This window comes from Allomesorhizobium camelthorni, from assembly GCF_011045125.1.
In the GTDB taxonomy this organism is placed as follows: Bacteria; Pseudomonadota; Alphaproteobacteria; order Rhizobiales; family Rhizobiaceae; genus Allomesorhizobium; species Allomesorhizobium camelthorni.
The window spans coordinates 1-25,862 of the sequence record NZ_JAAKZF010000070.1 but is presented as its reverse complement, the minus strand read 5'-3'; the positions used below and the strand labels follow the sequence as shown (position 1 = coordinate 25,862).

General features: G+C 61.2%; 18 protein-coding genes and 6 pseudogenes. 12 read left to right on the top strand and 12 right to left on the bottom strand.

All coding sequences use genetic code 11. The annotated features are described in order from the left end of the window. The coding region (locus G6N73_RS28060) for an aquaporin (RefSeq protein ID WP_165033235.1) at window positions 1-470 on the top strand (470 nt) is incomplete at its 5' end. Window positions 471-555: 85 nt separating this feature from the next. Here G6N73_RS28060 and G6N73_RS28055 read toward each other — a convergent pair. From G6N73_RS28055 to G6N73_RS28035, 5 genes are all read right to left on the bottom strand, one after another. After that, entirely contained in the window at window positions 556-2,640 is a 2,085-nt protein-coding gene (locus G6N73_RS28055; RefSeq protein WP_165033234.1) for a sigma-54-dependent Fis family transcriptional regulator, read from the bottom strand. A gap of 85 nt (window positions 2,641-2,725) precedes the next feature. After that, a complete protein-coding gene (locus tag G6N73_RS28050) occupies window positions 2,726-3,199 on the bottom strand; it encodes a hypothetical protein (RefSeq protein WP_165033233.1) in 474 nt (157 codons plus the stop codon). 385 nt (window positions 3,200-3,584) lie between these two features. Continuing rightward, window positions 3,585-5,156, bottom strand: a complete 1,572-nt coding sequence (locus G6N73_RS28045; protein ID WP_165033232.1) for a GMC family oxidoreductase — start codon at window positions 5,154-5,156, stop codon at window positions 3,585-3,587. A 56-nt stretch (window positions 5,157-5,212) separates the two neighbouring features. Next, window positions 5,213-5,743, bottom strand: coding sequence for a twin-arginine translocation signal domain-containing protein (locus G6N73_RS28040; RefSeq protein ID WP_165033231.1), 531 nt, complete (start codon window positions 5,741-5,743; stop codon window positions 5,213-5,215). An 80-nt stretch (window positions 5,744-5,823) separates the two neighbouring features. Further along, on the bottom strand, window positions 5,824-6,219 hold the full coding sequence (locus tag G6N73_RS28035; protein ID WP_165033238.1) for a VOC family protein: 396 nt from the start codon (window positions 6,217-6,219) through the stop codon (window positions 5,824-5,826). A 228-nt stretch (window positions 6,220-6,447) separates the two neighbouring features. On the opposite strand from G6N73_RS28035, the gene G6N73_RS28030 reads away from it, so the two are divergent. From G6N73_RS28030 to scpB, 3 genes and pseudogenes are all read left to right on the top strand, one after another. Next, a complete protein-coding gene (locus G6N73_RS28030) occupies window positions 6,448-6,753 on the top strand; it encodes a ribbon-helix-helix domain-containing protein (protein WP_165033230.1) in 306 nt (101 codons plus the stop codon). 170 nt (window positions 6,754-6,923) lie between these two features. Further along, window positions 6,924-7,019 (top strand): annotated as a pseudogene (locus G6N73_RS38795) (DUF1403 family protein); the annotation flags it as partial. 6 nt (window positions 7,020-7,025) lie between these two features. After that, window positions 7,026-7,507: pseudogene (scpB, locus tag G6N73_RS28020) on the top strand (SMC-Scp complex subunit ScpB); the annotation flags it as partial. Window positions 7,508-8,235: 728 nt separating this feature from the next. On the opposite strand, the gene G6N73_RS28015 reads toward scpB, so the two are convergent. Then, complete coding sequence (locus G6N73_RS28015) at window positions 8,236-8,496, bottom strand: DUF982 domain-containing protein (protein WP_165033229.1); 261 nt, start codon at window positions 8,494-8,496, stop codon at window positions 8,236-8,238. A 240-nt stretch (window positions 8,497-8,736) separates the two neighbouring features. Beyond that, window positions 8,737-9,909, bottom strand: a complete 1,173-nt coding sequence (locus tag G6N73_RS28010) for an extracellular catalytic domain type 1 short-chain-length polyhydroxyalkanoate depolymerase (protein WP_165033237.1) — start codon at window positions 9,907-9,909, stop codon at window positions 8,737-8,739. Between the two features lie 445 nt (window positions 9,910-10,354). Between G6N73_RS28010 and G6N73_RS28005 the strand changes: the two genes are divergently transcribed. From G6N73_RS28005 to G6N73_RS27980, 6 genes are all read left to right on the top strand, one after another. After that, entirely contained in the window at window positions 10,355-11,629 is a 1,275-nt protein-coding gene (locus G6N73_RS28005; RefSeq protein ID WP_165033228.1) for a metallophosphoesterase family protein, read from the top strand. Next, window positions 11,626-15,123 (top strand): AAA family ATPase, encoded by a 3,498-nt coding sequence (locus G6N73_RS28000; protein ID WP_246252646.1) that lies wholly within the window; start codon window positions 11,626-11,628, stop codon window positions 15,121-15,123. Before G6N73_RS28005 ends, G6N73_RS28000 begins: the two co-directional genes overlap by 4 nt. Window positions 15,124-15,219: 96 nt before the next feature. After that, window positions 15,220-15,675: an IS66-like element accessory protein TnpA gene (gene tnpA / locus G6N73_RS27995; protein WP_165033227.1), complete on the top strand. Its 456-nt coding sequence runs from the start codon at window positions 15,220-15,222 to the stop codon at window positions 15,673-15,675. Further along, complete coding sequence (tnpB, locus tag G6N73_RS27990) at window positions 15,672-16,025, top strand: IS66 family insertion sequence element accessory protein TnpB (protein WP_165033226.1); 354 nt, start codon at window positions 15,672-15,674, stop codon at window positions 16,023-16,025. Before tnpA ends, tnpB begins: the two co-directional genes overlap by 4 nt. 48 nt (window positions 16,026-16,073) lie before the next feature. Next, window positions 16,074-17,645 carry an IS66 family transposase gene (gene tnpC / locus G6N73_RS27985; RefSeq protein ID WP_165033225.1) on the top strand — a complete coding sequence of 524 codons (1,572 nt, stop codon included), beginning with the start codon at window positions 16,074-16,076 and terminating at the stop codon, window positions 17,643-17,645. 71 nt (window positions 17,646-17,716) lie between these two features. After that, window positions 17,717-18,247: a UPF0149 family protein gene (locus G6N73_RS27980; protein ID WP_246252644.1), complete on the top strand. Its 531-nt coding sequence runs from the start codon at window positions 17,717-17,719 to the stop codon at window positions 18,245-18,247. Between the two features lie 397 nt (window positions 18,248-18,644). Here the strand turns inward: G6N73_RS27980 and G6N73_RS27975 are convergent. Next, window positions 18,645-18,853: pseudogene (locus tag G6N73_RS27975) on the bottom strand (cold-shock protein). 835 nt (window positions 18,854-19,688) lie between these two features. On the opposite strand from G6N73_RS27975, the gene G6N73_RS27970 reads away from it, so the two are divergent. Then, window positions 19,689-20,315, top strand: a complete 627-nt coding sequence (locus G6N73_RS27970; RefSeq protein WP_165033223.1) for a glutathione S-transferase family protein — start codon at window positions 19,689-19,691, stop codon at window positions 20,313-20,315. A gap of 290 nt (window positions 20,316-20,605) precedes the next feature. On the opposite strand, the pseudogene G6N73_RS27965 reads toward G6N73_RS27970, so the two are convergent. The 4 genes and pseudogenes from G6N73_RS27965 to G6N73_RS27950 all read right to left on the bottom strand — a co-directional run. Then, window positions 20,606-21,300: pseudogene (locus tag G6N73_RS27965) on the bottom strand (inositol monophosphatase family protein). A 361-nt stretch (window positions 21,301-21,661) separates the two neighbouring features. Further along, window positions 21,662-23,045: pseudogene (locus G6N73_RS27960) on the bottom strand (transposase). Window positions 23,046-23,256: 211 nt separating this feature from the next. Continuing rightward, complete coding sequence (locus tag G6N73_RS27955; RefSeq protein ID WP_165033221.1) at window positions 23,257-23,988, bottom strand: LysR substrate-binding domain-containing protein; 732 nt, start codon at window positions 23,986-23,988, stop codon at window positions 23,257-23,259. Then, window positions 23,972-24,604, bottom strand: a pseudogene (locus G6N73_RS27950) (IS256 family transposase); the annotation flags it as partial. The pseudogene G6N73_RS27950 and the gene G6N73_RS27955, both read right to left, overlap by 17 nt. A 232-nt stretch (window positions 24,605-24,836) precedes the next feature. Here G6N73_RS27950 and G6N73_RS27945 point away from each other — a divergent pair. Continuing rightward, window positions 24,837-25,783 (top strand): IS630 family transposase gene (locus G6N73_RS27945; RefSeq protein WP_246252642.1). Its coding sequence is split into 2 segments (ribosomal slippage): window positions 24,837-25,176 and window positions 25,176-25,783, totalling 948 coding nucleotides; the frame shifts between segments, so codons are not numbered across the junction. Window positions 25,784-25,862 lie beyond the last annotated feature (79 nt).

Genomic DNA, 25,862 nt, shown 5'->3' with positions numbered 1-25,862 from the left:
CACACCTGATCGGCTATGTCGTCGCGCAATGTGTGGGGGCGATCGTCGCATCGGCGGCGCTCTACGTGATCGCGCAGGGTAAGGGCGACGGCTATGACGTGGCGGCGAATGGTTTTGCCCAGAACGGCTGGTCGGCCTATTCGGTGACTTCCGCGTTCCTGTTCGAGCTGATAGCGACGTTCCTGTTTCTGCTTGTCATCCTCCGTGCCACCGCCGAAGCCGGTGCGGGTATTCTGGCTGGCCTGGCGATCGGGCTGACCCTGGTCATGATCCACCTCGCCGGCATTGCCGTGTCAGGATCCTCGGTCAATCCAGCACGCTCGCTCGGCCCCGCACTGTTTGCCGGTGGAACCGCGCTCTCACAGCTCTGGCTGTACATCGTGGCGCCTTGCCTTGGCGCCGCCGCCGCCGGACTGGCGCTGCGCGTTGGGGTGATCGGCGCCGGTGAACAGGCCCCACAGCCTGCCTAGTCGGCAACCCATCACTAGCCCAATTAGTTGGAATTCTCCCGACCCATGGCGCGAATGCCATGGGTTTCTTTTTTTGTGCCACGCTTCAGACGAAGCTGCGTCGGATGCCGTATTGGTCGAGCTTGCGATAGAGCGTTGGGCGCGAGATGCCGAGCCGCCGCGCGACCCGGCTAAGATTGCCGCCCTCCGCTTCCAGCGCGCTTCTCATCGCCTGGCGTTCCGCTTCGGCGAGTGTGCCCTCAGGCTCTGGCGAGGTGGCTGTACCGCTGGCCGACCGCGTGCCTGGTTCGATGCTGGCCGCTGTGATTTCCTCGGGCAGGTCGTGAAGTTCGACACCGCGCCCTTGCGCCAGAACATGCAACCGCCCGATGAGGTTCTTCAGTTCGCGCACATTGCCTGGCCAACGATAGGCGAGCAAGGCATCGAGAGCTTCGTGCGAGAAATCCAGCGGCTCCTCGCCTGAGGCCGCGGCGATCTGCCGGTTGAAATGTTCGGTCAGCAAAAGCACATCCTCGCCGCGCTCGCGCAGCGGTGGGACGGTGATCGAGACCGCGCCAATTCGATAGTACAGATCTTGGCGGAAACGTCCGGCTGCGATTTCCTGCTTGAGATCGCGATTGGTCGACGCGACCAGCCGCACGTCCACGGGCCGACCCCGGCTGTCACCGATGCGGTGGACCACGCGCTCTTCCAGCACACGCAACAAAAACGGCTGGATCTCGAGCGGCATTTCACCGATCTCGTCGAGGCTGAGCACACCGCCGTTGGCAAGCTCGAAAACGCCGGGCTTGCCTTCGCGCGAGGCGCCGGTAAAGGCGCCAGCGACATGGCCGAACAACTCGCTACCAAACAGGTCCTTGGTGATCGCGCCGCAATTCATCGCAATGAACGGATCGTTCGCCGTTCGCCGGCTGCCGGCATGAACAAGCCGCGCAAACAGCTCTTTTCCAACGCCCGTTTCGCCTTCAACCAGCAGCGATGCCACGCTGTTCGAGCGGGCGACGCGACAAGCGACGTCGACGGCTGCTAGCAGCGCTTCGTCTGTGCCGACGATCATAGCGGCAGCAGCTTCAAGATGCTTATCGCCTTCCCGGTGAATCACAGTCACGCTGGAGACTGCCGGCACAGGCGGAAAAACCAGTGCCGCGCCGCGGAGGTCGCCGTCGAGCTTGAGCGGGGTGATGTGGCAGGATCGCAGATGGGCCGGCAGTGCTCTGGCGAGGTCGGCCTCGGAACCAGACGACGGAAGATTCATCAACCAACGGCCACGGCCCGGCTCCATCGGGCCATCCATCATTTCCGTGGTCTCGCCATCGGGCACGTTGTTGCAGAAGATGGCGCGGCCCCGGTGGTCGACGATGACCAACCCGTCTTTCCGACGATAGCTGGGGGCTGAGGAAATAAAGGCTTCGAGAAGGCGCGTGCGTTGCTCCTGTTGCTGTTCAGCCAGTGCCTTTTCGATCTGCCGGGCCGTGGCGGCGACGAGGGCGGTGTTATGCGGCCGGAAGATCGGCGAATAGCCCGAGAGGTCAACGACACCGATGATCTTGCCATCCAGGGGATCGCGGATCGGCGCGCCGGCGCAAGTCCAGGATTTGATGCCAGCGCAGAAGTGCTCGGCGGCATGGACGAAAACCGGTTCTCCGGTCCACAGCGCCGTGCCTATGCCATTGGTTCCGACGGCGTCCTCGTTCCATTTGCCACCAATGGCGAGGTGGATATCCATACCGTCATGCAGGGTCTTCTTGTCGCCGATGGCGTCGATCAGCACGCCGTCGCGGTCGGCAAGAACCAGCATCGCGCCTGTTCCCTCCAGCAACTGACCGATGGAGGCAAAAGACCGGCGCGCCGCCGAGAGCAGTTCGGCATTGGCCCTGGTCAGGTATTCGATCGCATCGCGATCGCTGCTCAGCGGCGCTTCATGTCCTTGCGCGTTGATGCCGCCGCTGGCGCTGCGATACCAGGAGTCGTGTATGAGGGAGCGGACGTGGCTTGGGCGGACCAGATCGCGGGCACATTTGGGCTCGTCCGCCAGAAAATGCTCCCAGGCGCGCATGGTGGCGCGCTCGTCGTAGTCGATGTTGCCCAGAACCACTTGCTTATCAGCCAACGACGCACGCGCCGGAAGGGCATCGATCTTCATCTGATTGGGGCCTATCTCGCGTTTCATTCAGGCATCACAGGATCGTCGAGTTATGCCATTTTAGTATGCTTCGCGGATTGGACGTGCAGAAGCACGTCCAATCGCCTGGCCGTCAGTTGATGCCGAGTTTCGCGCCAATATCGGCGGCAAGCTGTTCTTCAGTATAGGTGGCTGCGAGGCGGGACCCGTCGAGCTCGGCAAGCGCCTTGGCGATGCTTTCGTCGACCGGCGAAAAGAAACCATTCTGCTTCGTCGCCAGCACGAATATATGGTTCCCATCCCGGTTGCGGATATCGCCGATGTGATGAAGCTGGCGGCCTGTGTTCTGATCCTTGGAGATCACGCGGCCGTTTATGGTGACATGGATGGACGGCTTGGCTTCGGCCACAGGCGCCGCGCCGCTGCCAACATGGATGATCAGGCCGTCGGCCTTCGGTTGCTGGCGTGGCTTCCTGGAGGCCGAATAACCACCGCCACTGATCTGGTCGGCAAGGCGCACAATGGTCGAGCGGTTCTGCTCGATCAGTCTTTTGACCTGTATGTCCTCGCGCCGCGGACCGTCCCGCTTTGAGATAATGTCGACCATGAATCCTCCCAGACTCGGTTTGCAATTGCCGGACTTGCGGCTGGCTTTTCTTCTTCAGCGAACGCTACATCATTTTCGTCAGGTTCACCATTCGTATTAGATAGCCGGAATGTCCGCATTTCGGGTGGTGGTAGCTGCAAACATCAGGTTTCCGGGTTCGCACTTCCGCGGGACACAGTCCTTTATTGGCTCAATCCTGAACTGATGATCTTGTCTCTCGTTGTCGCGGGTAGTATGCGAGCTCGTTCCAAAGTCTGGTTGACCCGGCCATATGACCGAGTAACTTCAGCCCGGAAACGGGACATCCGGCACCAAAGAGGAGGGCCCACATTGATCCTTCCGCAGCCGGGACCGCCGCCGCCGGGGCACGCGGATGCGGGATCACCTAGATGCTCCTCGCACTCATCTCCTGGGCAATGTACTCGGCTTGGCGTATCGCCAACGACACTATGGTCAGTGTCGGGTTTTCCGCGCCTCCGGTGGTGAACTGGCTGCCGTCTGACACGAACAGATTCTTGATATCATGCGTCTGGCCATGTTTGTTGACCACGCCATCGGTGGCTTTCTCGCTCATGCGATTTGTGCCGAGATTGTGGGTAGACGGATAGGGCGGCGTCGGGAACGCCCGGGTGGAACCTACAGCGTCGTAAAGGGCCATGCTCTGCTTGTAGGCGTGGTCGCGCATCGCGACGTCGTTCGGGTGGTCAACGAAATTCACGTTGGGGATCGGCATGCCGAACTTGTCCTTTAGTTCGGAGTTGAGCGCCACTGCATTCTGCTCCTGCGGCATGTCTTCGCCGACGATCCAAAGGCCGGCCATCTTGTCATAGTGATCGAGCGCGGTGGTGAACCCTCGACCCCAGGCGCCGGGGTTGAGGAAGGCAGCCATGAAGGGGAGGCCGATCGACAGCGTTTCGAGTTCGTACCCGCCGGCAAAACCGCGCGAGGTATCGTGGCGCGCTTCGTCTTGGATGATGCCCGCCATTGTCGTGCCCCGATACATATGCACCGGCTTGTCAAAGATCGCGTAGACCGATCCAGTCGTGTGCCGCATATAATTTTTACCGACCTGGCCAGACGAATTAGCTAGCCCGTCAGGATACTTGCTTGACGCCGAGTTGAGCAGAAGGCGCGGACTCTCAATGGAATTGCCGGCGACACAGACCACGCGAGCCTTCTGGCTCTGCATATTGCCGTCCTTGTCGGCATAGACGACGCCGGTCACCTTGCCGCTATCGTCATGCTCAATTTTCAGCACCTGGCTGTTCGGACGAACTTCCAGCTTGCCGGTGACCTCGCCTTTTGGGATTTCCGTATAAAGGGTCGACCATTTGGCGCCCCATTTGCAGCCCTGGAAGCAAAAGCCGGTCTGCTGGCAGGCGTTGCGGTCGTCGCGCGTCTCGGAATTGATGGCCATTCTGCCGGTGTTACACTCCTTGTAGCCGAGTTTGTCGGCTCCGGCCTTTAGGATTTTGAAATTATTGTTGCCGGGAAGGCCGGGGATGCCGTTGGTGCGGGTCACCCCCATTTTGTTCTCGGCCTTCGCATAGTACGGCTCGAGTTCGGCAAGCGTGATTGGCCAGTCGAGCAGGTTAGCGCCCTCGATCTTGCCGTAATTGGTCAGGGCCTTGAACTCATGCTCCTGGAAGCGGAGCGACGCACCGGCCCAGTGGGTCGTTGAGCCGCCGACGGCCTTGACGATCCAGGCCGGGAGATTGGGGAAATCCCTAGCCACGCGCCATGTTCCGGACGTGGTCCGGTTGTCGAGCCAGGCAAGCTGCCCAAAACTGTTCCATTCGTCATTGATGAAATCGTTATATTCGTGCCGTCCGCCGGCTTCGAGAATGACGGTGTCGATTCCCTTCTGGGCGAGTTCGTTGCCGAGCGTTCCGCCGCCGGCTCCAGAACCGATGATGACGACCACGCTGTCGTCGGTGAGCGCATAAGGTGCAGGCATTTAGTCCTCCCAGAAACTGCTGATTGCGGTGCTTCGCTGACGATCGGCCAGGCTTTTTAGAGCCACTCGATGTCGTCGAAGCCGCGCTCAATGTAGCCGCCCTTGGAATAGGACTCGCCCTCGTAACCGAACAGCGGCCAAATCTCCTTCTGATTGTAGAGGCCGACCACCAGTCCTCCGCGCACTGCCTGGAAAAATGGCGTCGACTCGATCTGCTGCAGCACCTTGATGCGCTCCTCCTCCCAGCCGACGCCCAAATAGCCGCCGTCACCCGCTCTTAAGTCGAGGTCGGCAATGCCGTTCTCGATCAGCTCCTTGTGTGCCGGATCCTTCGCTGCGGCCTCGTCATGTCCCTTAACTGCTATGGCGTAGTGCTTGTCCGGGACTTGGTCATGCGGATAGATGTCGCGCGCCATCTGGATCAGCGTAGCCATGGTTTTCGCCTTGAGCGCAGTAGCTTCCAGGCCCCAAGCATGTTCGGTGCTGATGACCGCGCTACCGGAGACTACAAGCAGCGCGGTCGCGCCGCCCCGCTTCAGAAGATCCCGGCGCGAAAGCCCGAGCTTCCTTTCGTAAATCGTTACCACTGCTTCCTCCCTTGCTTGCTATCCACGCCGCGAAGGGCGTCTTTTGCTGGCGCAGCGCCTCCCGACGCCGTCGCTATCTCCTAATTGAACCGCCCTCCGCGCTGCAGCACTTCGATCTTGTATCCGTCGGGATCGACGATGAAGAAGAACCGGGCGATCGGCACACCGTCACGATTGAATGCGACGATCTTTTTTGGGTTGAGGCCAAGGGCTTCCAGGCGGCCATGCTCAGCGTCGAGATCGCTAACCGAAACCGCCAGGTGGCCGTAGCCGTCGCCAAGATCATACGGCTCGGCCCTGTCTTTGTTGACGGTCAGTTCGAGTTCGAATGAACTTTCGGAATTGCTGAGATATATGAGCGTAAACGTCTCGAAATCGAGCCGATCGGCGATTTCGAGGCCGAACGCCCTGTTATAGAAATCGATGGAAAGGGCCTCGTTGAGGACACGGATCATACTGTGGATCGCTTTGGCCAATCGTGACTCCGTTTGCTGATAACGCCTAGCAGGCTTGATGACTTGACTATGAGCATGGCGCGGGCAAGTTGGTGGCAGCCCGCTACCACGAAGGAAAAATTGCGGGACGCCGAGTACTTTGGAGCGTTGGAAGACGAATCCCTTGCGCAGATCGTCTTCTGTGGAGAAAATGCCGAAATGGAAACGGCTGGACAGGAACAACGGCTCGATAGGAACGGGAGGATATAGATGTGCAAGGTTTTCGCGAGACAGGATCCCGAAGGATACCGCCAGATCAACCGTTCGATCCGTATTGCCGGCCATTCGACCAGCATCCAGCTCGAGGCCGCTTTTTGGACGCTTCTCGACGAGATTGCCGAGAACCAGGGTCTGTCGACACCGAAATTTATCTCCAAGCTCTATGACGAGGGACTTGAGATCAACGGAGAGATTCCGAACTTCGCGTCTATGCTCAGGACCACCTGCGCACTCTATCTGCGCGGTTACCGGCCTTCGCACGACGAGCGTCTTCAACTCAAGCGCGAAGCTGCTTGAACGCGACGTCAAAGGGCACAGTGCGAATGGGCGTACGGGCGGAGGCGGACCGGCCGGCCGCTCGACCGCGTGGCGTCTGGATGAAGTGAGACGCCGCATAGGCTTATTTCTCTGCGTCCCCTCTCCGCAGCCTCACGAGATCGTCCACGGCCCGGCGGCCTTGCTGAAGTTCGGCGAGTGGGCTGCGCCGCCTGGTCGACCGGCTGGTCGAACTCGGCGCCGTGCGCGAGCTTTCCGGTCGCCCTATCTCCCGTATCTACGCTTAGAAGAAGATGGCGGAGGCGACGCGCAATCGGCGAGGGCGAGCGGCAGAGGACGGACTCTTTGATCGCTGATGGATATCATCTGCCGCCGGAGGCGCGCTGGCGAGAGTGGATGAACCGCGTCGAGGCGACGATCTTCGCCGCCAGCGAGCCAGTCCCGCGTAGTGTGCTCGCGCAGGTGGTTGGTGCAAGTTGCAATCTCGGCCTTATCATCGACGACCTCCGCGAGGAGTTGCGCAACCGCCACCTATGACCTTGTCGCGGTTGCCGGCGGCTGAAAGCACCTGACCCGGCCGGCCTATGCCGAAGCCACCGCTGTCGGCGCCAACGAGCGCGGCGCGGACCTGACGCAGTCCGAGGTGCTGGTGCTGATGCTCGCCTCCTTCCAGCCGATAACCCGCGCCGAGCCGTCCTCCTTCTTCGGCCGGGAGATTAGCCGTGACCTGATCGCCAATCTGCGCGGCCTCGGCTTGATCACATCCGGCCCACGATGAGGACGCTGGCCTGCTCTCGAAGGAGAAAGCCGCTGGCCGGCGACATTCCGGGAAGCCTCGTCAGCCACGAAGAAGACGATGCCGACAGCCGCGCCAGGCGAGACCTCACGACCTAATGACAGCTGTTACAGCCGCCAAGACCGAAGCGAGCGACAACATTCTATCCTGTGATTGCATTCCGGTTCGTGCAATTGACGGCGTTGCCGATCACAACGGCGGGGCGCCTGGACTTTAGGCCCGGTGGGCATTGGCATCGACCTTGGCAAGCCGGAGACGGAACTCAGCGCATTCCCGAGTGGCAGGAGAGAACTCGGCGGGGAATTTGATGACGACGGCTTCAATCGTCCAGTCCAGTAGGCCAAGCTGATGGAGCCGTTTGAACCCGCTTTTAACGTCTCCATTTTTCAACCAGGCGCGAAATCGCTTTGACCGTTCCGTGTCGCTGGCGCATCCCGATAAACGTGGTCGGGTGATATCCGTTCTGCTTAGACAGACGTACAGTCTCGTCAATGAATGATTCCAAGGCTAGGCTTGCCATCGCGAATTCCCATGCTTTCCGGTTAGGCATATAGGCGCTCGGGCCGATATGCGACAACGCCTATGCGAGTTCGCATATTTCAAACTCAGACACCCTTGCGCGCGTTCCAAGACGTTTAGCTCTCGATATCGGCGGGCCATTTGTAGAGCAGCCATTCCGCCGCCTCGCGACCGCTTCGTTGGACGCGTCAGCCGGGAAAAACGCCCACGACCAGTATTCCGGCCTCGCGGGCGGCCTCGACGAAAGCCTGCCGCGCGAATTCAGGCGGCTGCTCGCCCTTCAGGACCGCAATGCAGGCTTCGCGGGCCTGCTTGTGCCGCGGCCCCCATACCGTCGGCCAGCTGCGGAGAAGACACTCGGCCGCCGCTCGGGTGGAGGGGATGTTGATCCTTTTGTCGCGTCCGCCCAGTTCCACACGGACATAGCTCTTCCAACGCTTCGTGTCCAAATCGCCCGCCAAGAGCTTCCCTCAGTTCACCAACGGTCTTGAAAGAATCGTCCGGATGATCCGACCAGGCCGGCCTGCCGAATCCGTGGCGAGAATGCCGATCATTCTCGAAAAGGCAACAAATGTCTTGCTGGCACCTGCCGAACCGGGACGAAATCCATGCCAGACCTACAGGATTGGCCGATAACGACATTTTTGCTGACCGTGCGGTCCTGAAAGCGGTGTTATTTCGGCGAGACGCTACTGCATCAAACCTGCCGATCGCAGGGCTTCCTCTATGACTTTTCGGATCCCAGCGGCGGAGTTGGGCTTCTGAGAAGGCGGGATATTTGCACGTTTCGCCGAGTGAGGGACATTGGGAATCCCAACCTTGGGCATCGAGAAAGCGCGTGCGAAACTGGCCGCGAGCGCCTCGTTGTTGGCTCTTGCCGGCTTGATCTTCGCATCTCGCTTTACGCACGACTTCACTATTCCCCAGAAGCGCGCGACGTACCAGGTAGAGGAGATACCGATGTCAAGCATGAACGGTCCCCCAGCGCCAAGCGCGGCGTCGCCGGCCGTGTCAAGTGGCGTACCGTGGCCTATTCCGGCGATGCGATATTCCTCGATCAGCTCCTGCCCTTGGGCATTGCACCAGACACGCCGTGAATGACCATCCACAATTTCTGATCGGGTAGAACGTGCATCGAGGCCGTGAATGGCCCGCCATTGTCCGACGATGGCATCAGCATTGGAAGACGCTACGGTTTGATCCGTGGAGCCGTGCCAGACGGATATCGAAGGCCAAGGACCTTTGTGCGGCGAGGCATCGCGTAGGGATTTCTGCAATTGCCGTTCCGAGGGCGCGCCATGACCGCGCATGCGGTCGAAGGCCTCCGGGACTGTCTTTGCGCTCCCATACGGCAGGCCCGCAATTATCGCGCCTCCTGCAAAAACCTCCGGGTAGCAAGCCAGCATCACCGATGTCATGGCGCCTCCGGCGGACAGACCGGTAATAAAGATGCGCCGTCGGTCGAGGCCATATTCGACGACAACCGCCTCAATCATCTGCCGGATGGAAAGAGCCTCTCCGCCGTTCCGCTTTGTGTCGCTGGGCACGAACCAGTTGAAGCAGAGGTTGGGATTGTTGGCGCGTTGTTGCTCGGGAAATAGCAGCGCAAAACCTTCCTGATCGGCAAGTTGCGACCAGCCGGAACCATCGTCGTAACCGGCCGCGGTCTGCGTGCAGCCATGCAGTACGACGACGAGAGGCGCCGCTTCAGGCAAATCATCCGGAACATAGATCCTCGCCCGCAAGGCGCCCGGATTGGAGCCGAAATCGCCCAGATCCGATAACCGATCGCTGCCTTGGCCGTTGTGTTGAAAACCTTGTCCGGCGCGGAATGCGGCAAGGCGGGTAACCGTGTCGGAGATTTTCGCAAATCAGTATTCCTTGTGGTCGGCCGCCAAAATGGCGCCAGCATTGCGCACAACGCACGCGCAGCAATATCGTTGCTGCACTGCACAATAACAAGTTTTCATTTGAACTGTTGCGGAGCGCCTCCAGGTCACCTCCCGCTCCGCCAGACGCAGCTGCAGTAGGGATAGCGGCAGTGTAGCCGACGTCCGGACCCCTTTGATTTCGAAAACTTCTCCCTGTTCAAACCTGGTCCAACTTCTCAGTGTTCAAAACTGGTCCTCAAAAAGAGGCCGCAGCGCTGGGAACTGCACGATCCGCGGCTGGCGACAGATCCTGTCATTAGCCTGTGGAAACCTGAAATCGCTTGGGATTGGCTGCCTAGGCAGGAACCTAAGTGCAGGCCAGTATCTGTGTCGGGGAATCAAAGCTTTCTCGCGCGAAGGTGAAAGGTAAGGGGTATTGGCTTTTCGATTCGTTCACACGGCGGACGTTCATCTGGATTCGCCTCTCCGGTCGCTGGCGCTGCGCAACCCAGAACTGGGCGAACTGATCGGCAACGCGACGCGGCGTGCCTTTGTCAATATCGTCGATCTCTGCCTGTCCGAGCAGGTCAACGCGCTTCTTCTCGCAGGTGACCTCTACGACGGCGATCAGACCTCCATGAAAACTGCGCGGTTCCTTTCCGAGCAGATCCGCCGACTGGACCAGGCCGGAGTCCGGGTGTTCATCATTCGGGGCAACCACGATGCGTTGTCGAAGATCACCAGGGAACTGATGTACCCAGAAACCGTAAAAGTCTACGGTGGGCGCCCCGAGGCTATCTCGCTCGAAGTGGCGGATCGAGCGACCCCTGTGGTCATTCACGGACTGAGCTTTGCGCAGGCCCAGTGTCCCGAGAGTCTGGTCGGAAAATACAAGCCACGAGTCGAAGGCGCTGTGAACATAGGTCTTCTGCACACCAGCCTCGCAGGAACGCGGGGGCACGATCCGTACGCACCCTGCAACGTCTCGGATCTGGAGGCGACAGAGTACGACTATTGGGCGCTCGGTCACATTCACAAGCGCTCAATCAGCACTGGACGCTGCACGATCGTAATGCCTGGCATGCCCCAGGGGCGCGACATCAACGAATCCGGTCCGAAATCGGTGAGTCTTGTGACCATCGCTGATGACCGAACAGTCCATGTTGAGGAGAGGTTCACCAGCATCGCACAATTCGAGCGCGTCGTGATCGACCTCGACGGCATCGCAGATTGGCGTCACATGGTGACCACGGTAGCGGGCAACCTGGGAGCGGCGCGGGAAGCTGCAAATTCCGAACATCTTGTGGTCCGGCTTTCCGTCACCGGACGAACGCCGCTCGCATGGCAGCTCCGTAACGACGCCGACCTCGTCAAGACCGAAGCCGAGCACAGGGCATCTGTCATTGGCCGGACCTGGATCGAGAAATTGGAAATCCAGTGCACCGACCTCGTTTCCGCAGATGGGTCCAACGGGGATCCGCTCATCGAACTTCGGGAGCTTGTCGGAAGCGAAATCATCGGCTCGGAAGCTTACCACACCGCGCTCATCGATATCGGGGAGGAGCTTCGTGGTCATCTGCCACCTGAAAGCAGAGGTACTTTCGGTGCTGATCAGGAGGAGTTTCGGGCGACGTTGCGCCTGCTCGCGCAGGAGGGGGTGGAAGATGTGCTCGCACGGCTCCATCGTCGGAAACACGATGAGGCAGCATGATGCGCATCAACCGGCTTGACCTTACCCGCTACGGCAAATTCACCGACAAGCACATCGACTTCGGGCCCGTGGAGCCGGGCCGCCCGGATTTGCATATCATCTACGGTCCGAACGAGGCGGGCAAATCGACGGCCCTATCTGCGTTCCTCGACCTCCTCTTCAGCATCGAATCCCGCAGCCGCTATGATTTCCTCCATCCTTACTCAACGATGCGCATCGGGGCCGCATTGGACATCGGTGGTGTGGCCCGGGAGCTTGTCCGGATCAAGAAGCCCCAAAACAGTCTGCTCGGACCGGGTGATCAGCCGATCGGCGAATATTTGATACTCGGCGAGCTTGGTGGGGTTGAGCGGGACGTCTATTGCGCGATGTTTTCACTCGACGATGACACCCTTGAGAAGGGCGGGGAGAGCATCCTGGCCAGCAGGGGTGATCTTGGGCAGCTTCTGTTTTCGGCAAGCACGGGGTTAGCCGCATTAAGTCAGACACTTGTTGAATTGCGTTCGCAGGCCGACGGCGTTTTCAAACTCCGTGCCCGCAGCAGTGAAATCGGCGACTTGAAAAGTCGGCTTTCCGATCTGAAGGAGCGAAAAGAGCAGATTGACACGCTCGCCACCCATTACCGCCAGATGGTGGAAACCAGGGAGCGGTCACTGGCGCACTATGACGAAGCGATGGCTGACCGAACCCGGACGCAACTGCGGCTGGACGAGATCAAGAACCTGCTGACAGCACTGCCCCGACTGGCGGAATTGCGGGACATCCGGGACAGTCTCGCTGAGTTGCAAGATGTTCCCGAGGCGCCGCCCTCGTGGGGAAACGAACTGCCGGCACTTCATCAGGAAGACATCGAGCTTGCCGTGAAGCGGGAGACGGCGAAAGCGTCCATGGCCGAGCTTGAGAAAGGGCTCAATGTTATCGCCGTCGACGAGATCGCGCTCACCGTGGGGCAAAGGAGGGACGCTATCGGCGAGTTGCACGCGCGTTATGTCACCGCCGAAAGGGATTTGCCGGACCGTCGTCTGCAATTGACGGAGGTCGACCGGGAAATTGCGAATATACTGCGGCTTCTCGAGCGCCCTGAAGAAGACGAGCCGAGCAGCCTGATGCTCGGAAGTCGCATTTCTGGGAGCATTAGAGATCTCGTTGAACGCCGCTCTGGTATCGACGCGACACTTCAAAACGCGAAGCGCGAAGACGAAGAGGCGAACTGCCGTCTGATCGAGTTGCAGAGCAAGCTGTCGAGCGAAGCCGCCGCCGCCACAAACAGCAAAGCCATTGCGGCGCTGGCTAGCGAGCTCTCGGCGCTTCGAGAGAATGATCATGCAGCCCGCCGCCGTGTCGCGGAACGCTCCCGTGTGGATCTGCAGGAAATACTGGCGCAACAGATGTCGGAACTCCGACCGTGGGGTGAAAGCCTTGACCAGGTACGGCAAATGAGAGTGCCGTCACCTTCTGAGCTGGAGGCCTGGAAATCAGCTCTGTCTAAAGCGGAAGCCGAGATCGATCGTTACAGCGATGACAGCGGGCGCCTCACGAGTGAGCTGCGGTGTTTGCGAGCCGAACTGGATGCACTGAAGAATTCCACCGGCGTTGTTGACGATCATGAGGCAGCGAAGTCGCGATCCGCCCGTGAAGCGGCATGGGCTACGCATCGTGACGCGCTCGATGAATCGACCGCCGCGGCATTTGAGATCGAACTGCGGAAAGACGACCTGATCACCAGCGCACGGCTGGGACACATGAGCGACCTGGCGAAGCTGAATCAAACCTGTCAGAGGCTCGCCGTCGCGGAAGCGGAATTGGAGCGCTCAGCGGAGTTGCTGAAGGCGGCGAAGTCGAAACGCGAAGCTATCAGGGCCGAAATTCTGGAGTCCGCTCGGAAAATGGCTCTGACTGTTTCTGGGGAGATCAAGCTAGGTGGGCTTGAGGCATGGCTGGGACGCCGCGAAATGGTCCTCGCGACAGCCGACTTGCTCCGGGAGGCCGAAGGTGACTTACGCCAGGCGGAAGCGGACGGCTCGGCGGCGCGCAACCGACTCTCGGCGGCACTATCCGCGGCAGCCGTTTCCCAGGATCACTCTGACTCCTACGAAGCGCTTTTGGCCAGGGCCCAATCCGCCGTTGATCTTGAAGTCGAAAACAAGAATCTGAGGGAGCAGCTTGAACGCTGCGAAAGGGAGGAGGCTTCCCGCCGGTCAGCCCTTGAAACGGCAACTGCCGACGAGGCGCAATGGGACGCGTCATGGGCTGAGGTTTGCAAGAGCTGCTGGCTCGGCGTGGGAGGGACTATTCCCAGCCTCGCGACCGTCAAGGAGGTCATGGACAGACTTGCCGAGCTCGGCCCGGCCGCTCAACGACAAGCCGGTTTAGCAGATCGCATCGCAAAGATGGAGGAGGATCAGGCGGCCTTCTCACGCGAGCTTGCAGTCATGGCCGCGGAACTCGGATTGGATCGACCAGCAGAGAGTGCCCTGAGACTCTGGGCGCTGATGTCCGCCAGAGTGGAAGAGGCCCGATCGAAAAAGGCGGAAAAGGAATCCAAGCACCTTGCTCTGGAGGATCAGATTCTCAAAGACCGGGACCTGGAAGCTGAAATCGCGATTTGCGAGCGACGCAAATCTGAAATGACGCAGCTGTTCGGTGTGTCTTCCTTGCAGGAGGTCGAGAAAAAGCTGCGCATGATCGAGCAAAGGAGAGACTTGCGCCGCCGGTCCGATATCATCGAACGCGAAATTCGCGACGCGCTATCAATGCAGGACATGGCCGATGTCGAACAGATGCTTGACGCCGCCGATCGGCCTGCACTGGAGGCCGAGCAGGTAGAGCTCAGGGCCCGCTTCGAGGATCAGGATCGGCGCGTACGAGAGTTGTTTACGGCACACAGCAAAGCGTCCGACGAGGTGGATGCTGTCGACGGCGATAGTGCCGTGGCTGCTCTGGAAGAGCAACGGCGCACGGTCCTCCTGGAAATTGAGGATAAGGCGTTCAGCTACTTCCGCCTCAGGGCCGGCATCGTCGCGGCCGAGCAGGCCTTGCGCCTCTATCGCGACAAGCATCGCAGTTCGATGATGCTTCGCGCCTCGGAGGCTTTTCAGGTGATCAGCCGCGGCGCCTATCGCGGTCTGGCGACCCAGCCTGACAAAGACACCGAGGTCCTTATTGGCATCGGGGCTGATGGGAGTTCCAAGCTTGCGCAGGAAATGTCAAAGGGAACGCGCTTCCAACTCTATCTCGCGCTCAGAGTTGCCGGCTACCACGAGTTCGCCCAATCTCGAACTCCTGTTCCCTTCATCGCCGACGACATCATGGAGACGTTCGATGACTTCCGTGCCGAGGAAGCCTTCCGGCTATTCGCCGGAATGGCGGCAGTGGGTCAGGTAATCTACCTGACCCATCACCAGCATCTTTGTGAAATCGCCAGGCGGGTTTGTCCCAATGCGCGCATACACGAGTTGGCCGCGCCGCTTGCCTTGGAAAGCCGTGCGGCCTGATGGGCAGGCGCAGAGTGAGCGTCACGAGCACCCCATCTTGCCGGAGGGCTATGCACTGGCGAGATTTGCCGCCTGATTTGCGAGGAGCGCAGGCGCATGGAGTGGGACGACACTGATGCCAGTCATCAAGGCAGGCATGAAGACAGTCACTATCGCCGGGTCGAGGTGATCACCGGTCGGCGGAGGCGGCGCAATTGGACGCCGGCGGAGAAGGCTCGGATCGTCGCGGAGAGTGCGGAGCCGGGCGCCAACATCTCGGCGGTCGCGCGACATTGGGGCGTAAGTCGTGGCCTTCTTTCCGTCTGGCGGCGGCAGGCGGGGCTGGTGCAGGTGAAAGCGGCTGCGGAGACGACGCCAGCCCTGCAGTTTATGCCAATTACGATCGCGGGCGAGGACCGGCAGCTCGGGCACGCTGGCGCAGGGAAGCACGAGGTGCCCACGTCGGCCGGTCGGATTGAACTCGAGATCGGTGAAAGCCGCCTTGTCCTGACGGGCTCGGTCGATCCGGCCCTGGCGGCCGCCATTGTGGATGCCTTGCGTGTGCCGCGGTGATTGCGCTTGGCGGCGACGTGAAGGTCGTGGTGGCGACGCAGCCGGTCGACTTCCGCCGCGGCATCAATGGCCTCGTTGCACTGGTCGCCTCGGCTCTTGCAGCCGATCCCTATTGCGGCGACGTCTTTGTCTTCCGCCCCAAGCGCGGCGACAGATTGCGCCTTCTTTTTTGGGACGGAAGCGGCATGGTTCTGGTCTCGAAATGGCTCGAATCCGGGCGCTTTACCTGGCCGCCGATCCGCGACGGTTCGATTCGGCTGACGCGCGAGGAGTTCGCTCTTCTGGTGGCCGGCCTCGACTGGACTCGGGTGGCGAAGAGATATGTCAAAAGGCCGGTCAGAGCGGCGTGAAGTGACTGGATTTGCTTGAAGATTCGGGGCTGCCTGGTAGGGTTGATCATGTCGCCCCGCCCTGATTCGCTGCCATCGGATCCTGCCGAACTGAAGAGAATCGTTCTGGCTCTTGAAGCCGAGAACGCGGAGCTGCGCGTCTATGCCGATCTGCTTCGGCAGATGATCTTCGGGGCAAAATCGGAGAAGCTGGCCGTCCTCGATCCGACGCAGATCGCGCTCGATCTCGGCGACCTCTCCGAGGTGCCGGTCGCGGCCAATGACGATGCCGAAGACGAGGATCGTCCGCGACGCAAGCGCCGGTTGGCATCGCGCAACATGGGCGCCCTACCGAAGCATCTGCCGCGCCGCGAGGAAGTGATCGAGCCGGAGAGCACGGTCTGCTCCTGTTGCGGACTTTCCCTCCATCGCATCGGCGAAGATGTCGGTGAGGCCCTTGATATCGTTCCGGCACTTCTGCGCGTGATCCGCACGATCCGGCCCAAATACGCCTGCCGGGCCTGCGAGGCCTATGTCGTCCAGGCGCCAGCGCGAGCGCGAGTAATGGATGGAGGCATGGCAACGACGGCGCTGGTGGCGCATGTGGTCGTCTCCAAGTTCGCCTGGCATCTTCCTCTCTATCGCCAGTCGCAGATCTTCTTGGGTTCCGGCATCCACCTCGACCGGGGAACGCTCGGCGGCTGGGTCGGACGGGCCGCCTGGTGGCTGAGGCCGCTTTACGATCGCCTGCTTGCCTTCATCCGCTCGCAGCCACGGGTGTTTTGTGACGAAACGCCTCTGCCGCGACTTGATCCGGGACGCAAGCGGACGAAAGTCTGCCAGTTGTGGGCGCAGGCCGTCGATGATCGTCCCTGGCAGGGACCGGCGCCGCCGGCAGTCGGCTATGTGTTTGCAGAAAGCCGGGGGACCGGAGAGATCGAGGCACAGCTTTCAACATTCGACGGCATTCTCCAGGTGGATGGCTATGCGGCCTACAAGAGCCTGGCGAAGCGGCGGCGCAAGAGCAATGTAGCACCTTTGCAGCTTGCCTTCTGTCTGGCCCATGCTCGGCGCAAGTTCGTCGAGGTGGTCAAGACGACGGGCTCGAGCGAGGCGCTGGCGGTGGTCGCCGCTATTGCCGAGGTCTACCGGATCGAGGAATGCATCCGCGGCATCAGCGCCGACGAACGCCTGTCGGTGCGCAAGGCCGAGAGCGCTCCGCTCATGGCGGCACTGAAGGAGCGGCTTGAGACGCTGATCGATGAGGTCTCGGCCAAGTCGTCGCTCGGCAAGGCCGTCGCCTACACGCTGGCGCATTGGCATGGGCTGACAGCCTTCCTCCAGGACGGACGGATCGAAGTCGACAGCAACGTTGTCGAGCGATCGCTCAAACCAGTTTGCCTGACGAGGAAGAATAGCCTCTTCGCCGGATCCGCCCGCGGTGGCGAGACATGGGCGGTGCTGGCATCACTGGTCAACTCGGCACGGCTCAATGGTCTCGATCCCGAAACCTGGCTCGCCGACGTGCTCGAGCAGATCGTCTCAGATTCCATTCCGGTCAATCGGCTCGACGAGCTCTTGCCGTGGAATTGGAAGGCAGACCGGGAAGCACGGGGCCAAATGGAGGGTGTGGCGGCATGATCGCTCGTCGGTCAAAGGGGCCCGTCGCCGCTCGGCCCGCCGCGGCTTCCTCGCTTCCGCCTTCGCGCCCGATGCTGGACGATGCGGCCTTTGAGGCATTCCTGCACAAGCGGCGGCCGACTCCGCCGGTCTTCAGCATGGATGGGCTCGACGGCTATCTGACCGCCCTCATCATCGGGCCCAGCTTCATCGACCCGCGCCAATGGATTCCTCTGTTTGCAGGTGAGCGAGCGTTGATGGCCCTCGAAGGCACGACCGAGGCGCTCGCCGTGCAGACGCTGGTTGCCAACTATAACCGGATCTCGACCGGGCTTGCCGAAACGCCGGAAACCTGGCGCCCGCGCTTTGCGCGGCGCAATGACGGCTCCTTCGATCCCTTCCACTGGTCGACTGCCTTCCTGCTCGCCACCGATTTTGCTCCAAGGCTCTGGCGCCCCGTTCTCCACGGTCATGCCGCAACCGGCGACATCATCGCCCCGATCCGGGACACAACGGGGGTGAACTCCCGTCTTGACGACGCGGGCGTCGCCGCCGTTGCAAAGGCGGCCGTTGCCATCCGCTCCTACTTCATGCCCAGGCGAGTCAAAGCGGCCCGCACCTGAATCCTGCTTCTATCAAAGCCAGAAGGCCGTGCGGTGCTCGTGACGCTTACGGCGCAGAAACCGGATCGCTATCCAAGTATCGGCAGCACGACCGCGATGGTGCGAGAGGGGTTAGAACTTTGCGGTTCAACCATTTCACGACGGGACACTTTGGGCTGACTGCAAATCCGAGACCGAAGGCTGAAAGTTGCCGCGTGATGGAACTGAATGATCCCTTCAAGTTCCTGGGCCGAGATTCGCGGATAAATTTGACGCCAACGCATGCGAAAATTCAAGAGCAGAAGTCGATAACGGGATCGCAGCTTGGGGTTGGCGCCGGCCTGAATACTCAGCCGCCTACCGGCGCGGAGGGTGATTTGCAAAGGCCGGCTCCAAAATGGTGCGGCCCTTGAGCGACTTAGACCGCCTGGAGATTGCCAGCAGACGATTTTCCAGTGCGCCGGTCCTGCTCGACCTCATAGCTGACCTTTTGGCCATCGGCGAGGGCCCTCAACCCGGCACGTTCAACGGCAGATATATGAACGAAAACGTCCGCACCGCCGGAGTCGGGTTGGATGAACCCAAAGCCTTTGTCGCATTAAACCACTTCACCGTACCTGTAGCCACGCGTATATTCCTTATCCTGGCAAGACGGGCAATCTTCACCCGCGGGATGGCAATCTAGCCATCGCCCTGAGCACGTCAATGACGGTTGTCTTCCCCAACCTCTTGCCTCTGCCTTCCAAGACTCGACCGTAAGCTGAGGGCAGAATTTATCAGTGAGCTCGAAACGAAGCGGGCTTCTGTTTCGCCATCCTCTCTTTGGGGAATGTGAAATGATGGCCGAGCAGTCCGCGGGAAAACCCATGTGCAGCCGCACCGCCAGCCATCTCGATCGGGCGCACTGGATGGTGACGACCGGTTACAGGGAATTGTTCGCCGGATGAGGGAGAATGGGCGGCAACGCGCCTCCGCTTGCCAACAGCAGACGTGCTCCCGCGCAGGACGGCTTACCGGCGAGGGAAGGCGCCCGATGCCGGTACGTTTCTCGAGCGCTATCGCTCCCATCTCGCAGCGCTGACTGCCGGGCGGCAGCCGGAAATCGACGCCCTGTCACGAAAACTGGCGCGGCCGGCCCGAGCGCTATCTGTCAACGATCCTGTTTGGAGGGCTGGGTGCTTAGGTTCTCGACACTTCGTCATCCCAGGGTTTCCGCGACGTCGCTTCGCCCCTGCTCGGCCCTTGGATGACGAACCCGGGGAGGTTTCGGCCAATCTCGGAGGTCTGCGACAGTCCACCTGGATGTCGGCTCGCGACAGGTTCCAACAACATACGCCAAGGATCTAAATCGCAGCTCGCTGGACTGCTGAAAAAACACCTGTGGCGGCCGTCGCTCGCTTGAGTGGACCAGCGCTTCCGGTTCAGATCGTCGCCGGCCATGCACTGGCTGGCGGAGGATTTCATGTACAAGCTTTATACGCGCCCCAACACCGGCAGCTTTGTCGTCGAGGCGGCGCTCGCTTTGGCGGGCGTGCCTTTCGACCAGATCGATGTTCCGAAGTCGGACCCGCCCGACCAGGCCTTTCTCGACATCAGCCCGTTGAACCAGGTCCCGGTCCTGATCTTGCCCGACGGAAGCTCGATGACCGAGTCGGCGGCCATCTGCATCCTGCTCGCCGAGCGCCACCCGCAGGCGGGCCTGGCGCCGGCGGTGAATTCACCCGGCCGCGCTGACTTCCTGCGCTGGATGATCTTCATGTCGTCAGTCATCTATTCGGCCGACCGGCGGTTCTACCACACCGATCGCTACACGGCTGACCCCAGCGGCATGGAAGCGGTGAAGAAGGCTGCCGTTTCCGAAATGGATCGCGGCTTTGCCATTCTCGATGCTGCCCTCGAAGGCCAGGACTGGCTGGTCGGCGACCGGCTCTCGCTGGCCGACATCTATCTCGTCATGCTGGTGGCCTGGCATCCCCAAGTTGAAAAGGTTCCGAGCAGCTGGCCGAACATCGAACGCCTGTGGGCCGGGTTGCGGGAGCATCAGGTGATGAGGAAACTGAACACCTCCCACGCCATGTGGCCGGCCTGAATCGATGCCGACTACCAGCCCTACTGGGCAGCGCGCGCCGGTCTTCTGGCCAGGCTCGGCAGTACTCTGAAAGCGGCCGCAGCCTATGATCGGCCGATCGGCCGACCTTTAATTTGACGGATGCTCAACTGCCAGCCGGTCAATGGCGCAATTAAGGGCAGCACAGCGTCGCGAAACAGCCGAGTTCGGACTTTGCCGCCATTCACGTCAAGCCTGCCCCAGGATATCCAGGACGGTCGCATGAAGCTCGAATGACGCGCACGCCACGATTGCTCCGCTGGAGGCAAGCGTCAGCGGGTGCCCGCCCAGTCGGAAATTGCACCACCCGCCTCGGTGACAACCGGACAAAGAGCACAGATATCGTAAGCGTCGAGATCGGTCCCGTTCAGGCAAACGTCGATCAACCCTCTGGAAACAGCACCATAGGCAGGCGCTCCCCCGTCAAACACCTTGAGCCTACCGGATGCGCGCAACCGCTCGTAACCGTGGGCGGCATCGCCGGTGAAGCTCTCGGGGTTGGCAAAACTGATCCTGGCGGTCTGAATTTCCCGCTGCCTGCTACTGCGGACCGGACGCCCGTCGAACATCGTTCCCCTGCCTTCTGCCGCGACGTAGCGGGCGCCCAACATCGGCAGGTCGATAATCCCCACAACAGGACTGCGTCCCGGCAAACACCGATCAGGGATGCAAAATTCAGCAGTCCGGTTCCGAACTGGCGCGTGCCGTCAATCGGGTCGAGAACCCACGTGAAAGCGCTGGTTCCGGTATCCGATCCATATTCTTCGCGAAGTATTCCGTGTGCGGGAAACTGCTGGCGTATTCGATCCCGCCATGTGGCTTCAATGGACAGGTCGGTCTCGGTCAACGAAGACCCGTCAGGCTTGTAGGTTACGGCTACATCTCCCAGCCAGGCTTCTTTGGCACAGGAGGATGAAGCCTCGGCAAGCTCGATCGCCACGTTGAGGATATTGTCAAGTTCAGACATTTCCGGCTCACGTCAAAAGTCCCCAATGCCCGACCTTTGTAACCATCGAATGACCGTAGCCGGTCAAATCGAGCCGTCGATTTCGTCGACCAGGAAGCACCGAGACGGGTCGTGAGCCGTCACGAGTGTCGCTGTGCGTAAGCTTTCGCTTCTGGTGACAAATCGTGACGAACTGGTTCGTACGACATCCCGAGCGGGCGGGTGGCGGTGGATCGCCCGCCTTTCTCAGCACCGCCGGTCAACTTGCGTCTCAGCGCGTCGAATTCCGAAGGACCGGAAAGGGCTGATTTTGTTGAAGAAGTCGGCGTCGAGGCGGGCGCTGGGTCGGCGATTGCGAACGGATGCGCCGGCATGCGCCTCTTCATGCCGGGCGGGGGTCGGGCATCGGCATGAGCTTTGCGAGTTTTCTGAGGTTCTGGGCGGTGGCTGCGAGGTGGAACTCATCGCGAGCGCCGTTCGGTCCTCGTAGTCGCAGTCGATCGAGCTTCAGGATGCGTTTGAGGTGCGCGAACAGCATCTCGATCTTCTTTCGCTCGCGGCGCGAGGTGACATAGGCCTCGGTGGTCGCGATGTCGCGCGCCATGTCTCGCGCGCCCTCATGAATTGAGCGCAGGATCTTGCGGGCGGGTGCGTTTGGACAGCACCGGGGCTTCAGCGAACAGCCGTCGCAGTCCAGCTTGCTGGCGCGATAGCGCATCATGCCGTTCTCATCGACTAGAGGGGCGTGGCATCCGATAGGTCTTTTGGCGCTGCCTGAGTTCCTTCCCGGCAGGGCAGATGTAGGCATCGGCCTTGTGATCGTAGGTGAAGTCGGCCCGCTCAAAGGTCCCGTCCTGGCGCTGCGAGTTGTCAAAGACCGGGATGTGCGGCTCGATCCCGCGCTCATGGACCAGCCAGGCCAGCATCTCGGCCGAGCCATAGGCGCTGTCGGCGGCCAACCGCTCCGGATAAAGACCGAAGCGATCCTGGGCGCGCTCGATCATGATGCGCGCCGCCCCGACCTCCGCCTGACGGATGGCGCGGCTCGCCTCGACATCGACGATGATCGCGTGATCGAGGTCGATCAGGTAGTTGGCGGCGTAGGCGAAGAACGCATGACCCTTGAGCGCTCCGGTCCACTGCGCTGCCGGGTCCGACTTCGAGACGAACTTCGGCGTGACTTCGCTGGCCGCGCCCCAGGCTGCGTCATCCAGCGTGTCGAGATACTCTTTGACCGAGCGGCGGGTGGCCGCCATCGCTTCCCAGTCGACCTCTTCCGATCCCTCCGCCGAGCGCTGCTTGTTCGCGTCCGCCTTGATCAGGCTGGCGTCGGCCGCGAAGCCATCGCCGCCGACAAGTCCTTCCGCCATGCAGCGCCGCACCGTGGTTTCGAACAACTCGCGCAGGAGATCACTGCCGCGGAAGCGGCCGTGACGGTTCTTCGAGAAGGTCGAGTGGTCCGGGACGTCGCCCTCCAGGCCCAGCCTGCAGAACCAGCGATAGGCGAGGTTGAGATGCACCTCCTCGCAGAGCCGACGCTCCGAACGGATGCCGAAGCAATAGCCGATGATCAGCATCCGGATCATCAGTTCTGGGTCGATCGAGGGGCGGCCGATCTCGCTATAGAAGGGCCGAAGGTGAGCACGGATTCCGGACAGGTCGACGAACCGATCAATCGAACGAAGCAGGTGATCAGCCGGCACGTGGCGCTCCAAGCTGAACTCGTAGAAAAGCGCCTCCTGCATCACCGTCCGTTCGCCCATCATCGACTCAATCTCCTCTAAGGAAGACTGAATCAGGACTTTACACCGCCAGCAACTCCGCCTTTTTCAACGATATCGGCTCGATCACGACACCTTCCAGCAGTAGCAAATTAAGGGGCAGCACAGGGTCGCGAGCGGCCACCCGGTGCTCCCATGCGAAACGACCGAGTGCAGACAGACCAGATATGGGCTGAGTTCTTTCAGCCTGTCCCTTTCATTTCTGCGCTGCCTTCCTCAACCAGTCGCGCATTTGTCGCTCGGGCCGTGACAGGTGCGTCGTGTCAGGGGTCAGCAGATGATACTGTTCCCGTCCCGGCAGCACCGGGCCGGGAAGCTGAACAAGACGCCCCGTCCGCAGATGTTGGCCGCAGGAGAGATGGTCGCCGATGGCAATGCCAAGACCGCGGAGCGCCGCGTCGATGCACAGATGCGTGCGGTTGAAGAACAGGTGGTTGTCGACGTCGTCCAGCATGACGCCTGCCGCTCCGCAATAGCGCCGCCACCAGTAGAGCCCGCGCTCGTGGATCAGCCTGTGCGCAGCGTAGAAGCCGGGTGAGGTCGGATCGGGGCCTTTCGCGATCAATGCGGGCGAGGCGACCGGGAAGGCGCTGAGGTCAAGGAAGGGTTCGGATCGGAAGCCGATCAGCGCCGCCGGTCCCCAGGTCAGCACCAGGTCGACATCGCCGGGCAGGCTGCGCGGCGGATCCGGGCGGCAGCGGAGATCGACGTTGAGCCGCAGCGCGTCCAGCGTCTCCGCCGTCAGCCGCGGCATGAGCCACACGACCGCCAGATCGGATTCCACATCCAGAATCACTGTTCCCTTGGCCGTGCCGCGCTTCAGACGCCCGACGCCAAGCGCCAGATCGGCGAAGGACCGGGCGACGGTGCGGGCGAGGAGGCCACCTTCGCCGGTCAGAACGACATGGCGGGCGTACGGCCCATTCATCGTTCTGTTCGAGCAGCAATGCGCCGACGAGGCGGACAATGGCGTCGTCATTGGGGAAGATGCCGACGACCTCGGTGCGCCGCTTGATCTCGCCATTGAGCCGTTCGATCGGGTTTGTGCTGTGCAATTTGGTCCGATGCTCCTTGGGGAAGCTCATATAGGCGAGCACGTCGTGTTCGGCTTCGTCCATGATGGCGGCGAGCTTCGGCACCTTGGGCCGGATCTGGTCGGCAACGGCACGCCACTGCACGCTTGCGGCTTCCGCCGTCTCCTGGGCGAAGGCGGTGGCGATGAAGGCCGAGACGACGCGGCGGCCGCTCTTGCCGGCATGCGCCAGAACATTGCGGGCGAAATGAACTCGACAGCGTTGCCAGGTGGCGCACAACACCTTGGAGACCGCCGCCTTGATGCCTTCGTGGGCGTCGGACACGATCAACTTGACGCCGCGCAGGCCCCGGCGGGTCAGCTTGCGCAGGAACTCCGTCCAGATCGGCTCGGCCTCCGAGGCGCCGACCTCCATGCCGAGCACCTCGCGGCGGCCGTCCGTGTTGACGCCGACGGCGATGATGACGGCAACCGAGACGATACGCCCGCCACGGCGCACCTTCAGATAGGTGGGTGGAGTAGGCGATGCGCGCCTTGCCGCCTTTCGACGGCAGGTTTCACATCGCCTCTCGCCGAACCGGACGTGCGTCTTTCGTTACGCATCCGGCTCTCCAGAAGACATGGCAAAGTCAGGCGTTCCCATCCATGCTAGAGCATTTTCTCTGAACGCTGATTCAGATTTAGGATTTCCCCGGTTGCAGGTGTCTGATTCACTGCGCCTCGCGATTTGCGAGGAGGTGAGGATGACACAAAGCTTGAGTGCGGACCTTCGCGGTCGGGTGATCTCGGCGATCGAGGAAGGGCTTTCAACACGCAAGGCGGCGGGGCGTTTCCGGATCGGGATCGCCACAGCGGGGCGCTGGTATCGCCGCTACCGGGAGACCGGCGAGACGGTCGCACGCAAGCAGGGCCAGCCGTCAGGCTCGAAGCTCGACCCGCACGAACGTTTCATTCTTGGCCTGATCGAGGAGACGCCGGACATCACGCTCGCCGAGATCGCCGAGAGACTGGCGTCCGCGCACGGCGTGCGGGTTGTTCCTTCAACAGTGTGGATGTTCCTCGACAAGCGCGGCGTCACGTTCAAAAAAAGACGGCGCACGCCTCAGAACAGCAGCGCCCCGACGTCAAGGCGCGCCGCCGCGCCTGGTTCGACGGTCAACTCGACCTTGACCCCGAGAAGCTGATCTTCATCGACGAGACTAGTGCGTCGACCAAGATGGCGCGGCTGCGCGGACGCAGCCTACGCGGCGAGCGCTGCATTGCAGCCGTCCCTCACGGCCATTGGAAGACCACCACCTTCACCGCAGGGCTGCGCCTCTCCGGAATGACCGCGCCGATGCTGCTCGACGGGCCGATGAACGGCGCAGCCTTCCTTGCCTATGTTGAACAGGTGCTGGCGCCCGAACTTCGCCCCGGCGACATCGTCATCATGGATAATTTGCCGGCCCATAAGATCAGCGGCGCGCGCGAAACGATCGAGAAGGCCGGCGCAAGGCCGCTGTTCCTGCCGCCCTATTCCCCCGATTTCAACCCAATCGAGATGGCCTTCTCAAAGCTCAAGGCCTTGCTCAGAAAAGCGGCCGCACGATCCGTGGATGAACTCTGGTCGGTCGTCGCAGACTGCCTCCCAGCCTTCAAAGCCAACGAATGCCGCAACTACTTCGAGGCCGCTGGATATGAACCGGAGTAAGTCGAATCTGCTCTAGGCGATACCGGCTGACGGGTGTCCAACCAAGTAGGTGTTGCTCAACAGGGCCGTCACGCCAGAT